Source organism: Enterobacter sp. JUb54 (genome assembly GCF_014298075.1).
GTDB lineage: Bacteria > Pseudomonadota > Gammaproteobacteria > Enterobacterales > Enterobacteriaceae > Klebsiella > Klebsiella lignicola.
Genome location: NZ_CP060418.1, coordinates 3913507 through 3927335, shown reverse-complemented (window position 1 = coordinate 3927335; position 13829 = coordinate 3913507). Strand labels below are relative to the sequence as shown.

Genomic DNA, 13829 nt, shown 5'->3' with positions numbered 1-13829 from the left:
CCCGTCAACACTCCCTGACGTCATCAGGTCGCGAGACTCTGCGGCCTGATGGCTCTCCTGATATTCCCCCCATAGTCAAACCTCTCCTTTCCCGCTACAGTTAAACATCCAGGGTGCGGAAGGAGACAAAAATGCTCTATATCTTTGATTTAGGTAATGTGATTGTCGACATCGACTTCAACCGGGTACTCGGGACGTGGAGTGATTTAAGCCGCATTCCGCTGGCGACGCTGAAGCAGCACTTCACCATGGGTGAGGCGTTTCGCCAGCACGAGCGCGGTGAAATCAGCGACGAAGCCTTCGCTGAAGCGATGTGTCATGAGATGAATATGGCGCTGAGCTATGAGCAGTTTTCCCACGGCTGGCAGGCCGTATTTGTCGCGCTGCGCCCGGAGGTCATCGCGATTATGCACAAGCTACGCGAGCAGGGACACCGCGTCGTCGTGCTATCGAATACCAACCGCCTGCATACCACTTTCTGGCCAGATGAATATCCGCAGGTGCGCGCCGCGGCCGACCGTATTTATCTTTCGCAGGAGATGGGGATGCGTAAGCCCGAGGAGCGCATCTACCAAAGCGTTCTGCAGCAGGAGGGATTTTCCGCTGCCGATACGGTCTTCTTTGACGATAATGCCGAGAATATCGCCGGCGCGAACCGGCTGGGAATAACCAGCATTTTGGTGACCGGAAAGGAGACTATCCCCGACTACTTTGCGCAATGATTATGTTAAAAACCGTTCATCAAAAAGCAAAGCGTCGCTGCCGTCCGCTACTGGCCTGGCTAAAGCTGCTGTGGCACCGGATTGATGAAGACAATATGACGACGCTGGCAGGGAATCTTGCCTACGTGTCGTTACTCGCGCTGGTGCCGCTGATTGCCGTCGTCTTCGCGTTGTTCTCGGCATTTCCCATGTTTTCCGAGGTGAGCGGACAGATTCGCCACTTTATCTTTGCCAACTTCATCCCGGCGACGGGGGATGTCATCCAGGGCTATATCGAGCAGTTTGTCGCAAACTCCAGCCGGATGACGGCGGTCGGGGCTTTCGGGCTGATTGTCACTTCGTTGCTGCTGATGTACTCGATCGATAGCGCGCTGAATACTATCTGGCGCAGCGCCCGTACCCGGCCAAAGATTTACTCTTTTGCGGTTTACTGGATGATCCTGACCCTGGGGCCGCTGCTGGCAGGGGCGAGCCTGGCGATCAGCTCTTATCTGCTGTCGCTACGCTGGGCGAGCGACCTGAACAGCGTGATTGATGATGTGCTACGGATCTTCCCGTTGATTTTATCCTGGGCGGCATTCTGGCTGCTTTACAGCATTGTCCCGACGACCCGGGTTCGCACCCGCGATGCGCTGGTGGGATCGCTGGTGGCGGCGCTCTTGTTTGAGGCGGGTAAAAAAGCCTTCGCCCTGTATATCACGGCGTTTCCGTCGTACCAGCTGATTTATGGTGTGATAGCGGTGGTGCCGATTTTGTTTGTCTGGGTGTACTGGACGTGGTGTATCGTCTTGCTTGGGGCAGAAATTACTGTCACTCTCGAGGAATACCGCAAACTTAAAAAAGAAGAAACAGAATAACGATGATTGCATTAATTCAGCGCGTGACCCGTGCAAGCGTAACCGTGGAGGGTGAAGTGACGGGTGAAATCGGCCCGGGGCTTCTGGTGTTATTGGGCGTCGAGAAAGACGATGATGAGCAGAAAGCGAATCGCCTGTGCGAGCGCGTGCTGGGCTATCGTATTTTCAGCGATGCTGACGGGAAAATGAACCTCAACGTTCAGCAGTCCGGCGGCAGCGTACTGGTGGTGTCGCAGTTCACGCTGGCGGCAGATACCGATCGCGGCATGCGTCCTGGCTTTTCAAGAGGTGCCGCCCCTGACAGAGCGGAAGCGTTGTATGACTATTTTGTCGCACGCTGCCGTCAGCAGGAGATGAACACACAGACCGGGAGATTCGCTGCGGATATGCAGGTCTCTTTGGTTAATGATGGTCCTGTGACCTTCTGGTTGCAGGTATGAGCCAGCTTCCAGGCCGGTTGCGGGTAACAAAAGAGAGTACAGCTATGTATCACCTTCGTGTACCGCAAACAGAAGAAGAACTCGAGAGCTACTATCAGTTCCGCTGGGAGATGCTGCGCAAGCCGTTGCATCAGCCCAAAGGGTCGGAACGCGACGCCTGGGATGCGATGGCGCATCACCAGATGGTGGTGGATGAAGAAGGACGTCTGGTTGCCGTCGGACGGCTGTATATCAACGCGGAGAACGAAGCCTCTATTCGCTTTATGGCCGTACACCCGTCGGTGCAGGATAAAGGGCTGGGGACGCTGATGGCGATGACCCTCGAGTCCGTAGCCCGTCAGGAAGGGGTCAAGCGCGTAACCTGTAGCGCGCGTGAAGACGCCATGGACTTCTTTGCCAAGCTCGGTTTTGTCAACGAGGGCGAGATCACCACGCCAACCACCACGCCGATTCGCCACTTCCTGATGATTAAGCCGATCGCCTCGCTGGATGACATTCTGCACCGCGGCGACTGGTGCGGGCAGCTGCAGCAGGCCTGGTATCAGCATATCCCGCTCAGCGAAAAAATGGGCGTGCGCATTCAGCAGTACACCGGGAAAAAGTTTATTACCACCATGCCCGAAGCTGGCAACCAGAATCCGCACCATACCCTGTTTGCCGGCAGCCTGTTTTCCCTGGCGACCTTAACCGGCTGGGGGCTTATCTGGTTAATGTTGCGTGAGCGCCACCTGGGCGGCACGATTATTCTCGCCGACGCGCATATTCGCTATAGCCAGCCGATCAGCGGCCGCCCGAGCGCCGTGGCTGACCTGGGCTCGTTAAGCGGCGATCTCGATCGTCTGGCCCGCGGGCGCAAAGCGCGCGTTCAGCTGCAGGTTGAGCTATTTGGCGGCGAGAGCCTGGGCGCGATTTTTGAAGGCATTTACATTGTTCTGCCCGCGAAGCCCTTTGGCTCGTATGAAGAGGGCGGGAACGAAGAAGAGTAATTCCCACCGTACCCATCACATTGACTGGCCAGGCGAACGGATTCGCCAGGCGATATCCCCAATAGCACCGCGCGCTGCCCGGCTTATCCCCGCAAGCTGAAAGAAACCGTGAATCACCCCGAGGTAGCGCTGGCAGGTGCAGGTAACCTGCTGCTCGCTCAGACGCTGATACAGCGTTTCGCCTTCATCACGCAGCGGGTCATATTCGGCGGTCACAATATGCACCGGCGGCAGGCCGCAGAAGTCGTCGCGCCACAGCGGGCTGGCCTCCGGGTGCGTTAACGGTGTGGAAGCCAGATACATTTCGTAGCCGCTCAGCAGCGTATCTCCGGTGATGATGTAATCGCTGCCGTTGCTGATGTAGCTGGGTGAACTGGCGCTGGCATCCAGCATCGGGTAAATCAGAATAAGCTGTGCCGGTTGCCAGCCTTGTGCGGCTTTCAGCCGTAGCGCGGTCACCAGCGCCAGATGGCCGCCAGCGCTGTCACCGGCAAGGGTGATTTGCGCGGTATCGACCCCAAGCTGCCCGGCATGACGCTGGATAATCTGTGCGCCCTGGTATGCATCATCGTGTGCGGCGGGAAACCTGTGTTCGGGCGCCAGTCGGTATGCCACGGCGATGACCCGACAGCCGCTGGCATACGCCAGCTGCCGGAGCTGCTTATCATGGGTGGCGAAACCGCCGCTGATAAAGCAGCCGCCGTGATAGTAGATAACGGTAGGTAGCGTGCCGACGGCATTGTGCGGCGAGACCACGCGAAAGGTCATGCCTTCCAACGTGATATCTTCTACCTGCACGCGGGTTTCCGTCTCGCCGGCCAGTACCGTACTGGCGATATAGCCGTTTCTCCGGTCATCAATATGTTGCTCTCGCGAAGCGGGGCGACCTGCGTCGATAAAGGCCTGAACCTGCTCGGCAATACCTTTTTCCAGCGCCATTTTTTATTCCTTTAAACTGTATGGGTATACAGTGTTATAGCCTGGTTTGCGGCAAAAGAAAATGGTGTTTCTGGTGGCGGGAAGATTATGGAAAACGGCTCGCAAAAGCGAAACTCAAGCCTGACGCGGGGAAAAGAGATGTGGTCAAATGGGTGAGTCGGGCAGCGTGTGCCGCCCGACGTGAGAGCTGATTTACTCCCCTTCACCCGGGAACATGAACGGGTTGATTGAGCTTCTGGCAAAGCCTTCTTGCTCCATGCGGGCGTCCAGCACCAGCGATGCGAGATCGTCGGCGACGGGTTCGACGTTCGGATCTTTTTCCTGATAGAGAATCTTCAGGTAGGTTCCGCAGTCGCCGCAGCTCTCGGCTTTAATGGCCGCCTGTTCATTATCGAGAGACCAGTAGTGTAAATCCCGACTCTGTTCGCAGTTGCTGCACTTGATGCGTACTACGTGCCACTCGGTTTCGCACAGATTGCAGTGCAGATAGCGTAACCCTTGGGTGGTACCAATCTGCACCATGCTGGATACGGGCATGGAGCCGCATACCGGGCAGAACTGGCGCTGCTCACCGTATTCGGCGCGCGCTTTGCCAGGGATCAGGCTGGCCATCTGCGCCCAGTAAAGCGACAGCGCGGCCCAGATAAACGGAGCTTTATCGCTGCTGACAGAAGCAAAGTCTGAGGCAAACAGAGCGCTCGCCATCAGTTCCAGCTCCTGCTCAGATGCTTTCTCCAGGTTTTCGATGACCGCCAGCGCCGGGCCGCTCATCTCTGGTTTCAGCTCGGCAATCAGCGAATGCAGCAGCTTGTGCCAGTGCTTATCGCGCGGCAGCACGTGAATATCCAGCGGCGGTTTGCCCTGCTCGTTTGCCTCTTTGAGGCGGGCGGTCAGGTCCATCTGAAAAGGATGGTCGTAGAGCACCACTTCCTGGGCGTGAGCAATCAGCGCAGCAAAACGCAGGTAATCACCCAGCGGATTGTTCTTCGCCAGTTCGCGCAGACGTTCAGCGCGGCGGTTATAAAGATTTTTCAGTCTGGGGAACAGTAACGGCGGAATGTACTCCGCCGTATGTTTCTCGCTCGAACCCAGCTCATCTTGCGGGATTATGCGAATACTCATTCAGTCTTGTTTTCCTGTTTCTGGCGAACTTCCCGGTACCAGCGTGGGTGATGTTTCTTCGCCCACGTTTTGGTAACCCAGCCTTCCACCATCGCGGTTATGGTGCCTTTCACCCACAGGGCGGCGTAGATATGCACCATGATAACCACAATTAATGCAACTGCGGCAAATGAATGCAGCATGAGCGCCAATCGGATTACCGGAATTGAGAACGCAGGTGCAAAGTAAGGGCGCCAGATGATCACACCGCTTATCAGCAACAGTACCAGGAAAATAATCGCCGCCCAGAATACGCATTTCTGGCCGAAGTTATAGCGCCCGGTGTCACCTACTTCCTCGTTGACGACGATCTTACGAATATTCTTCGCCCAAAAGATATCATCCCGATTGATTAGATTATGGTGCCAGTAGCGGAAAAACATGATGATGAATGAAGCAAACATAATCACGCCGACAAACGGGTGCAGGATACGCGCCAGCTGCGGTGTGCCCATGATCTGCATCAGCCAGTTGAAGGACGGGAAAAAGAACCCCAGTCCGCTTATCGCCGCCAGCATGAAGCAGAAGGCGGTGACCCAGTGGTTGATACGTTCCGGCGCCGTGTAGCGCACGATGGTGTCACGTCTTTTCATTTGCGCACCTCGTCATTCTCTTCATGCAGATTGTCTTCTTCCTCGTCTGCGCGGTTCGGACCGACACCCACATAGTGGAAAATACTGGCTGCAAAGGTCGCGGCAAAACCGACCGCCGCGAGCGGTTTCCAGATGCCTTTCCAGAACTTCACGGTGGCGCTGATTTCCGGGTTTTCCGGCAGGCCGTGATAGAGATTCGGCTTGTCGGCATGGTGCAGTACATACATTACGTGCGTCCCGCCAACGCCGGCAGGATCGTACAGGCCGGCATTGTCATAACCACGGGTTTTCAGCTCGGCAACGCGTTCGCCTGCCAGCACTTTCATATCCTCTTTGGAGCCAAAGTGGATAGCGCCCGTCGGACAGGTTTTCACGCAGGCCGGTTCCTGGCCTACGGTGACGCGGTCTACGCACAGCGTACATTTGTAGACGCGGTTATCTTCCGGGTTGAGACGCGGCACATCGAACGGACAGCCGGCGATGCAGTAGCCGCAGCCGATGCACTGCTCAGACTGGAAGTCGACGATGCCGTTGGCATACTGAATGATAGCCCCTTCTGCCGGGCACGCCTTCAGGCAGCCCGGATCGGCGCAGTGCATGCAGCCATCCTTACGGATGAGCCACTCCAGCTTGTCGTTTTGCTCCACTTCCGAGAAGCGCATCACCGTCCAGGATTTGGCGGTCAGATCGGCGGGGTTGTCGTACACCCCGACGTTATGACCCACTTCGTCACGGAGATCGTTCCACTCGGAACAGGCCACCTGACAGGCTTTACAGCCGATGCAGGTGGTGACGTCGATAAGCTTCGCCACCTCTTCCTGATGGTCCCGCGCACGAGGCGCGGGGGTGAAGCCGTTAGTCGCGGAGCGACGGATAATGTCCTGAGATTGATAAGCCATAGGTCGTCTCCGTTACACCTTTTCCACGTTAACGAGGAACGCTTTGAACTCCGGCGTCTGCGTATTCGCATCTCCGACGAACGGCGTCAGGGTGTTTGCGATAAACCCTTTCTTCGCCACGCCTTCGTAGCCCCAGTGAATCGGAATACCGATGGTATCGATATCTTTACCGTCGGCTTTCAGCGTGCGAATACGCTTGGTCACCACCGCCTTAGCTTTGATATAGCCGCGGTTGGAGGAGACCTTAACGGTATCGCCGTGGGCGATGCCGAGTTTATTCGCCAGCTTCTCGCCGATTTCGACAAACTGTTCCGGCTGTGCGATAGCGTTAAGCAGCGCATGCTTGGTCCAGTAGTGGAAGTGCTCGGTCAGACGGTAAGTGGTGCCGACGTACGGGAATTTCTCCGCTTTGCCCATCTGCTCAAGGTCGCCTTTAAAGACGCGAGCGGCCGGGTTGGAGACCACGTTCGGGTGCAGCGGGTTCGTACCCAGCGGCGTTTCAAACGGCTCGTAGTGTTCCGGGAACGGCCCCTCCGCCATCTTATCGATAGCGAACAAACGTCCCATCCCTTCAGGCTGCATGATAAACGGCCCGACATCGCTGCCAGGTGCGGCGGCGCTGTAGTCTGGGATGTCCATTCCGCTCCACTTGGCGCCATCCCATTTCAGGATCTGACGCTTCGGATCCCACGGGTTGCCCTGCGGGTCCGCAGAGGCGCGGTTGTACAGGATGCGGCGGTTGAGCGGCCATGCCCATGCCCAGCCCAGGGTATTACCCAGGCCTGATGGGTCGGCGTTATCACGGCGCGCCATCTGGTTGCCATCCGGCGTCCAGCTTCCGGCGAATATCCAGCAGCCGCTGGAGGTGGTGCCGTCATCGCGCAGCTGGGCGAACGAGCTCAGCTGCTGGCCTTTTTTGACGATAACCGCCCCGGTCGCCGGATCGGTAATGTCCGCCAGCGCTTTGCCGTTGCTTTCCATCGCCACTTCTTCGGACGCGGGTTCATGCGGCGTGGAATAGTTCCACGTCATGTTCAGCACCGGCTCAGGCGTTGGGCCGCCTTCCTCGGCATACATCTTACGCAGGCGTAAGAAGATACCGGCGAGGATCTCACCGTCAGTGACCGCAATCCCGGGGGCATCGGCGCCTTTCCAGTGCCACTGCAGCCAGCGGCCGGAGTTAACGATCGAACCGTTTTCTTCGGCGAAGCAGGTGGAAGGCAGACGGAATACCTCGGTCTGGATTTTCGACGGATCAACATCGTTCGACTCACCGTGGTTTTGCCAGAAGGTGGACGTTTCGGTGTTGAGCGGGTCGATGGTCACCAGGAACTTCAGTTTCGACAGCGAAGCGACAACTTTGTTTTTGTTCGGGAACGAGGCCACCGGGTTAAAGCCCTGGCAGATATAGCCGTTGACCTTGCCCTGGTTCATCATCTCGAAGTACTGCAGTACGTCGTAGCCTTTATCCCACTTCGGCAACCAGTCGAAGCCCCAGCTGTTTTCTGCCGTGGCTTTATCACCAAAGAAAGCCTTCATCATTGAGACGAAGAATTTCGGGTAGTTGCCCCAGTAGTTCACCTGGCCTTGCAGCAGCGGTTTCGGCGTGTTGGCGGCGAGGTAGGTTTGCAGGTCGGCCTGTTTTTCGCTTGGCAGGGTCATATACCCCGGCAGGCTTTGCGACAGCAATCCTAAGTCGGTGAGACCCTGGATATTGGAGTGACCACGCAGGGCGTTAACGCCGCCGCCTGCCATCCCCATATTGCCAAGCAGCAACTGGATCATCGCCATGGTACGAATGTTCTGCGCGCCGACAGAGTGCTGGGTCCAGCCGAGGGCATACAGGAACGATGCGGTTTTATCGTGAGCGCTGGTTTCCGCAATGTACTCGCAGACTTTGAGGAAGTCCGCTTTCGGCGTCCCGCAGATATTTTCGACCACGTCCGGCGTATAGCGGGAAACGTGCTGTTTTAGCAGGTTCCACACGCAGCGCGGATGCTGTAGCGTCGTATCGCGTTTAGCAAAGCCGTTTTCGTCCAGCTCGTAGTTCCAGGACGTTTTATCGTACTTGCGGGTTTCTGCGTCGTAGCCGCTAAACAGACCGTCTTCAAAGCCGTAATCCTCACGCACAATCAGGCTGGCGTTGGTATAGGCTTCGGTATATTCACGGTTAATTTTTTCGTTGTTTAGCAGGTACAGGATCACGCCTGACAGGAAAGTGATGTCAGTACCGGAACGAATCGGGGTATAGAAGTCGGCTACCGACGCGGTACGCGTAAAGCGTGGGTCGATAACAATCAGCTTCGCACCGTTGCGAATTTTGGCTTCCATCGCCCAGCGGAACCCTACCGGGTGCGCTTCAGCGGCGTTACCACCCATTACCACAATCAGGTTGGCGTTTTTAATATCCACCCAGTGGTTGGTCATCGCACCGCGACCAAATGTTGGAGCAAGACTTGCTACCGTTGGTCCGTGTCAGACGCGTGCCTGGTTGTCGACCGCGAGCATACCCAGCGCGCGGGAGAATTTTTGGGTTAAATAACCGGTTTCGTTACTGGAGGCGGAGGCGCACAGCATACCGGTGGTCAACCAGCGGTTGACGGTCGTGCCAGCGTCGTTTTTCGCCATGAAGTTGGCATCGCGGTCTTCTTTCATCAGCTTAGCGATGCGATCGAACGCCTCGTCCCAGCTGATTTGCTGCCATTTGTCGGAACCTGGCGCGCGATATTCCGGGAATTTCAGGCGACTTTCAGAGTGGATAAAGTCGACCAGACCCGCCCCTTTAGGGCAGAGCGCACCACGGTTGACCGGATGGTCAGGGTCACCTTCGATATGAAAGATGGATGCTTTGGCGTTTTTCGCACCGTCGCCGAGGCTATACATCAACAGCCCACAACCGACAGAACAGTACGTACAGGTGTTACGGGTTTCACGGGTACGCAGCAGTTTATATTGCCGGGTTTCCGCGAGCGCAATAGCTGGAGCAAAGCCCAGCGTTGCTGCCGTTGTGCCTGCCATACCGCCAGCGCAGATCTTAAAGAACTGCCTTCTGCTGACCTGCATGGTTCACTCCTTGTATCGACATTGTCACATGTAGTTATTTACTTTGCGGTCAGGGCCGCAAAGGTTCAGAATTGGGGGTGATCCCCCTTTCACTTGAAGGGGTATAGAGAGAATACCACATTGTGTGTATGCCTGTTCCAATACGGTTAAGACAAAGTGAACAAGAACCCTCACGAACAAATTGAAAATGTGACAGATGTCATAACTTATCGCCGGGTCACGCTCTGGAAACGCGAGGATTTGCAACATCCTCAGCCGGACGAGTTAGCTGAAGAAGTCCCGATCGCGCTGGTCTATAACGGCATCTCCCACGTCGTGATGATGGCAACGCCAAAGGATCTGACGCATTTCGCCGTTGGTTTCTCTCTCTCTGAAGGGATTATAGAAGACCGGCGTGACATTTATGGGATGGATGTCGTGCAGGCCTGCAACGGGCTGGAAGTGCAAATCGAGCTGTCCAGTCGTCGCTTTATGGGGCTGAAAGCGCGTCGTCGGGCGCTTGCCGGGCGTACCGGCTGCGGCGTGTGCGGCGTGGAACAACTCAACGATATTGGCAAACCGGTGCAGCCGCTGCCGTTTACCCAGACCTTCGATCTGGCGAATCTCGACCGCGCGCTGGCGCATCTGAACGATTTCCAGCCGATCGGCCGTCTGACCGGCTGCACGCATGCGGCTGCCTGGGTGAGTCCTACTGGCGAGCTGGCGGGAGGCCACGAAGATGTTGGCCGGCACGTGGCGCTGGATAAGCTGCTCGGGCATCGGGTTGATGTAGAAGGTGCCTGGCGTGACGGGGCGGCGTTAGTCTCCAGCCGGGCCAGCTACGAGATGGTGCAGAAAGCCGCGATGTGCGGGGTGGAAATTCTGTTTGCGGTCTCCGCTGCGACGGCGCTGGCGGTTGAGGTCGCAGAGCGCTGCAACCTGACGCTGGTCGGCTTCTGCAAGCCGGGCAGGGCCACGGTATACACCCATCCACAGCGATTGATCGCCGGTTAAAAATAAGTCAATTTTTTTGAATGATGAGAACAAATCCTTCCGCTTTTTGTTTGGCGATGTGAGAGCTACTATTTATCACATCAAGGCACAGCGCCTTATCCAAACAACTAATTTAAAGGGTTTACATCATGAACAGCATCAAAACTTTTGCAGCAGTTATCGCTATGACCGTCTCTTTTGGTTCTTTTGCCGCTGAAACCGTAACGGCGACCGCCATGACAATGGACGGTGCAGAAGCAAAAATCGCCGCACAGGCTCAGGCTGCCGGGGCATCGTCTTACAAAATTACCGAAGCCTTTACCGGTAACCGCGTGCATATGACGGCGGAACTGAACAAATAAGCCAAAAGCTATTGTCGAAAGAGCGCCTGCGGGCGCTTTTTTAGTTTATACCGGCCATTCGTAACAGCGCGGTCACCACCGCCGCAGCAATAATCACCACGATCAATGGCATCTTGCGCCAGGCGAGAAATACCGCGAAGCCCACGGCCAAGACCCGCGCCGCTCCGGCAAAATGTTCACCTTCATAAAACGTCGTCGCCAGCGCCACGGAAAAGAGCAGCACCGTCGCCGCATCGGAAAGCAGGGCCTGAGATCGTTCGGAAAAGGCCAGGCGGTTGCCCAGTTTCGCCCCACCTAAACGCATTAAATAGGTTCCCAGCGACAGAATCGCGATACCGGCGATAAACAGCGTCATGTTACCCATTATTTTTTCCTCGCCAGCAGGCCAAACAGAGAGAGCAGCACCGGCAAACCCACCGGGGCAAAAGGCACGGCAGCTAAAGAGACCAGCGCTCCGCTGCAGGCCCGGATCAGGGTGGTGCGATTTTTAAATGCCGGCACAACCAGCGCCAGCAAAATGGCCGGGAATACCGCATCCAGACCGATGGTTTCCGGGGATGGCAGCAGTTTGCCGACTCCGGCGCCAAGCAGGGCGCCCAGCGGCCAGATAATCGCCACGCCCAGACCACACAGCCAGTAGGCCGCCCGGCGCTGTTCCGGCGTCTTTTGTGACAGGCCGAATACCACGCTTTCATCGTTCATGATGTGACAGCCGAGGAAGCTGGCGGCGCGTTTGCCGACCAGGTCGCGCACCGTGACGCCAAAAGGAATATGGCGGGCGTTAACCAATAACCCGGCGGCAGCGGCGGCTAGTGGATTACCGCCGCTGGCGACGATGCCGATGAACATAAACTCTGAGGCTCCCGCCAGTACGGAGACGGAGAGCACAAAAGGCACCCAAATGGGGAAGCCGTAGGCGATGGCCAGTGAGCCATAGGACATGCCCACGATACCGACCGCCAGGCAGACTAAAATAATCGCTTTAATAGTGTCGCCTTTCAGGCTGGCAAAATGCTGTTTCATACTCTTTAGCCATATCGAACGAATTTCCATTATAATGAACGCAACACATATTCATTTCAAGTCGAACGAAACGTTCGATATAAAAAACAGTGGGGCGCTATATGACGCAGCCAATAAGCCTGATTGCCAAAAGTCTGGTGCGTGAACGTGCGCGTACCGGGCTGTCTCTCGCCGAAGTCGCGCGACGGGCCGGGATCGCTAAATCAACGCTATCGCAGCTGGAGTCGGCCAACGGCAACCCGAGTCTGGAAACCCTGTGGGCGCTCTGCGTGGCGCTCGATATCCCCTTTGCGCGTCTGCTGGAACCGCAGGTCAACACCACCCAGGTGATCCGCCGCGGTGAGGGGACAAAAGTGATCGCGGAACAGGCAAACTATCAGGCGATCCTGCTGGCCGCCTGCCCGCCGGGCGCGCGTCGCGACATCTATCTTTTGCTGACGCAACCGGGAGCCGATCGTATTTCACATCCGCATCCTGCAGGTTCGGTGGAGCATATTATTATCACCCAGGGTCGGGCGCGGGTTGGGCTGACCGAGGCGCCGGAAGAGCTTGGCGAAGGGGATTACATCTGCTATCCGGCCGATCGCGAGCATGTTTTCCAGGCGCTGGAGCCGGATACCCAGGCGCTGCTGGTGGCGGAACAAAACTAGCGGCATATCCGGGGTAAGAGCGGCGATGCTGTTGCTGGACGCCATCCCCGTATTGCGGGACACTAACCGCCTTCCCCGCGTCGACAAGGATATGTATGTCTCTGAAAGCCATTGCTAAAGAACTTGGGATCTCGGTCACCACCGTCAGCCGTGCGTTAAACGGTTATGATGACGTGTCGCAGGAGACGCGTGCCCGGGTTCAAGCCGAAGCAAAACGCCGTGGTTATCAGCCGAATACCTTCGCGCGGCGGCTTAAAATGGGCAAAATCGACGCCGTCGGCCTGGTGTTCCCCATGAGCCCGGCGCCGCTGAACAACACCGTGTTTCACGACATGGTCGGGGAAATCAGCCACGAGCTGGCGCGCTATGAGATCGATCTGCTGCTGATTGCCGACGACGAGCAGGCCGACCAGCACGGCTATATGCGCATGGCGCAAAGCCGGCGGATTGATGCGCTGATCGTGGCGCATACCCTTGACGACGACCCACGGCTGACGCAGCTGCTGGCCTCTGGTTTTCCTTTTCTGGCCCTCGGACGCAGCCGCCTGCCGCAGCCCTATGCCTGGTTTGATTTCGACAACCATGCCGGGACCTATCGCGCCGCCCGTCATTTAATAAACCAGGGCCATCAGCGCATCGCTTTTCTCGGCGAAAACAACAACCAGGCGTTTATCTCACAGCGGCGAAACGGCTATCTGGATGCGCTCCGGGAGGCCGGTCTGTCCGATAGCTGGCAGCGCCGCGTGCCGCCAACCCGACGCGGCGGTTACCAGGCCACGCTGGAGCTGCTCCGCCTGCCGGAGCCGCCAACGGCGATTATCACTGACTGCAATACCCACGGTGATGGTGCTGCCATGGCGCTCTATCAGCAGGGGCGCCTGACCGGTGACAACCGCGTGTCGCTGGTGGTGTACGACGGTTTACCGCAGGACAGCATCATTGAAATCCCGGTCGGGGCGGTGATCCAGTCCACTCGCCAGGGCGTCGGTCGCCAGATTGCCAGCATGGTGCGTCGGCTCATCGCAGGTGACGATCTCGCCTCACTGCAGGTGCTCTGGCAGCCAGAATTTATCCCCGGCGAAACCAGCTGATTTACAGCTCTCCACACTAATTTCCTGAGGTCTATCACGGATCCGAAACGTTTTGGTTGTTACCCGAAACG

15 protein-coding genes are annotated in these 13829 nt (G+C 56.9%); 8 read left to right on the top strand and 7 right to left on the bottom strand.

What is annotated here, in order from left to right:
- Positions 1 to 131 precede the first annotated feature (131 nt).
- The 4 genes from yihX to fabY are packed head-to-tail and all read left to right on the top strand — an operon-like array spanning position 132 to position 3005.
- The gene (gene yihX / locus HF679_RS18100; RefSeq protein WP_041143389.1) at positions 132 to 722 is read left to right on the top strand and encodes a glucose-1-phosphatase; all 591 of its coding nucleotides are present in this window, start codon (positions 132 to 134) and stop codon (positions 720 to 722) included.
- Between the two features lie 2 nt (positions 723 to 724).
- A complete protein-coding gene (locus tag HF679_RS18095) occupies positions 725 to 1579 on the top strand; it encodes a virulence factor BrkB family protein (RefSeq protein WP_187042269.1) in 855 nt (284 codons plus the stop codon).
- 2 nt (positions 1580 to 1581) lie between these two features.
- Entirely contained in the window at positions 1582 to 2019 is a 438-nt protein-coding gene (dtd, locus tag HF679_RS18090) for a D-aminoacyl-tRNA deacylase (RefSeq protein WP_187042268.1), read from the top strand.
- A 44-nt stretch (positions 2020 to 2063) separates the two neighbouring features.
- Positions 2064 to 3005: a fatty acid biosynthesis protein FabY gene (gene fabY, locus HF679_RS18085; protein ID WP_154145201.1), complete on the top strand. Its 942-nt coding sequence runs from the start codon at positions 2064 to 2066 to the stop codon at positions 3003 to 3005.
- Between the two features lie 15 nt (positions 3006 to 3020).
- Here fabY and HF679_RS18080 read toward each other — a convergent pair whose 3' ends face one another.
- From HF679_RS18080 to fdnG, 5 genes are all read right to left on the bottom strand, one after another.
- Complete coding sequence (locus HF679_RS18080) at positions 3021 to 3944, bottom strand: alpha/beta hydrolase (RefSeq protein ID WP_123758046.1); 924 nt, start codon at positions 3942 to 3944, stop codon at positions 3021 to 3023.
- A 192-nt stretch (positions 3945 to 4136) separates the two neighbouring features.
- Entirely contained in the window at positions 4137 to 5066 is a 930-nt protein-coding gene (gene fdhE / locus HF679_RS18075) for a formate dehydrogenase accessory protein FdhE (RefSeq protein WP_123758045.1), read from the bottom strand.
- A complete protein-coding gene (fdoI, locus tag HF679_RS18070) occupies positions 5063 to 5698 on the bottom strand; it encodes a formate dehydrogenase cytochrome b556 subunit (protein WP_123758044.1) in 636 nt (211 codons plus the stop codon). The genes fdhE and fdoI overlap by 4 nt, the downstream gene beginning before the upstream one ends.
- Positions 5695 to 6597 (bottom strand): formate dehydrogenase subunit beta, encoded by a 903-nt coding sequence (gene fdxH / locus HF679_RS18065; RefSeq protein WP_123758043.1) that lies wholly within the window; start codon positions 6595 to 6597, stop codon positions 5695 to 5697. The genes fdoI and fdxH overlap by 4 nt, the downstream gene beginning before the upstream one ends.
- Positions 6598 to 6609: 12 nt before the next feature.
- Positions 6610 to 9660 (bottom strand): formate dehydrogenase-N subunit alpha, encoded by a 3051-nt coding sequence (gene fdnG, locus HF679_RS18060; RefSeq protein WP_148060406.1) that lies wholly within the window; start codon positions 9658 to 9660, stop codon positions 6610 to 6612.
- Between the two features lie 156 nt (positions 9661 to 9816).
- Here fdnG and fdhD point away from each other — a divergent pair, with 156 nt between their 5' ends.
- Together fdhD and HF679_RS18050 are read left to right on the top strand one after the other, a co-directional pair.
- The gene (gene fdhD, locus HF679_RS18055) at positions 9817 to 10653 is read left to right on the top strand and encodes a formate dehydrogenase accessory sulfurtransferase FdhD (RefSeq protein WP_123758040.1); all 837 of its coding nucleotides are present in this window, start codon (positions 9817 to 9819) and stop codon (positions 10651 to 10653) included.
- 128 nt (positions 10654 to 10781) lie between these two features.
- Positions 10782 to 10994 (top strand): YdgH/BhsA/McbA-like domain containing protein, encoded by a 213-nt coding sequence (locus HF679_RS18050; protein WP_123758039.1) that lies wholly within the window; start codon positions 10782 to 10784, stop codon positions 10992 to 10994.
- A gap of 40 nt (positions 10995 to 11034) precedes the next feature.
- Here the strand turns inward: HF679_RS18050 and HF679_RS18045 are convergent, their stop codons facing one another.
- Entirely contained in the window at positions 11035 to 11358 is a 324-nt protein-coding gene (locus HF679_RS18045; protein WP_187042267.1) for an AzlD domain-containing protein, read from the bottom strand.
- Complete coding sequence (locus tag HF679_RS18040; protein WP_123758037.1) at positions 11358 to 12017, bottom strand: AzlC family ABC transporter permease; 660 nt, start codon at positions 12015 to 12017, stop codon at positions 11358 to 11360. Before HF679_RS18040 ends, HF679_RS18045 begins: the two co-directional genes overlap by 1 nt.
- A 101-nt stretch (positions 12018 to 12118) precedes the next feature.
- Here HF679_RS18040 and HF679_RS18035 point away from each other — a divergent pair, with 101 nt between their 5' ends.
- Positions 12119 to 12667 (top strand): helix-turn-helix domain-containing protein, encoded by a 549-nt coding sequence (locus tag HF679_RS18035; RefSeq protein ID WP_123758036.1) that lies wholly within the window; start codon positions 12119 to 12121, stop codon positions 12665 to 12667.
- Positions 12668 to 12762: 95 nt separating this feature from the next.
- Positions 12763 to 13758, top strand: a complete 996-nt coding sequence (locus tag HF679_RS18030; RefSeq protein ID WP_154145197.1) for a substrate-binding domain-containing protein — start codon at positions 12763 to 12765, stop codon at positions 13756 to 13758.
- Positions 13759 to 13829 lie beyond the last annotated feature (71 nt).

What these genes read in the sequence shown, in the direction of transcription:
- fabY (WP_154145201.1), top strand. Translation starts at nt 2,064, where the DNA reads ATGTATCACCTTCGTGTACCGCAAACAGAAGAAGAACTCGAGAGCTAC.
- fdhE (WP_123758045.1), bottom strand. Translation starts at nt 5,066, where the DNA reads ATGAGTATTCGCATAATCCCGCAAGATGAGCTGGGTTCGAGCGAGAAA.
- HF679_RS18045 (WP_187042267.1), bottom strand. Translation starts at nt 11,358, where the DNA reads ATGGGTAACATGACGCTGTTTATCGCCGGTATCGCGATTCTGTCGCTG.
- yihX (WP_041143389.1), top strand. Translation starts at nt 132, where the DNA reads ATGCTCTATATCTTTGATTTAGGTAATGTGATTGTCGACATCGACTTC.
- HF679_RS18035 (WP_123758036.1), top strand. Translation starts at nt 12,119, where the DNA reads ATGACGCAGCCAATAAGCCTGATTGCCAAAAGTCTGGTGCGTGAACGT.
- fdoI (WP_123758044.1), bottom strand. Translation starts at nt 5,698, where the DNA reads ATGAAAAGACGTGACACCATCGTGCGCTACACGGCGCCGGAACGTATC.
- HF679_RS18080 (WP_123758046.1), bottom strand. Translation starts at nt 3,944, where the DNA reads ATGGCGCTGGAAAAAGGTATTGCCGAGCAGGTTCAGGCCTTTATCGAC.
- HF679_RS18040 (WP_123758037.1), bottom strand. Translation starts at nt 12,017, where the DNA reads ATGAAACAGCATTTTGCCAGCCTGAAAGGCGACACTATTAAAGCGATT.
- dtd (WP_187042268.1), top strand. Translation starts at nt 1,582, where the DNA reads ATGATTGCATTAATTCAGCGCGTGACCCGTGCAAGCGTAACCGTGGAG.
- HF679_RS18050 (WP_123758039.1), top strand. Translation starts at nt 10,782, where the DNA reads ATGAACAGCATCAAAACTTTTGCAGCAGTTATCGCTATGACCGTCTCT.
- HF679_RS18030 (WP_154145197.1), top strand. Translation starts at nt 12,763, where the DNA reads ATGTCTCTGAAAGCCATTGCTAAAGAACTTGGGATCTCGGTCACCACC.
- fdxH (WP_123758043.1), bottom strand. Translation starts at nt 6,597, where the DNA reads ATGGCTTATCAATCTCAGGACATTATCCGTCGCTCCGCGACTAACGGC.
- HF679_RS18095 (WP_187042269.1), top strand. Translation starts at nt 725, where the DNA reads ATGTTAAAAACCGTTCATCAAAAAGCAAAGCGTCGCTGCCGTCCGCTA.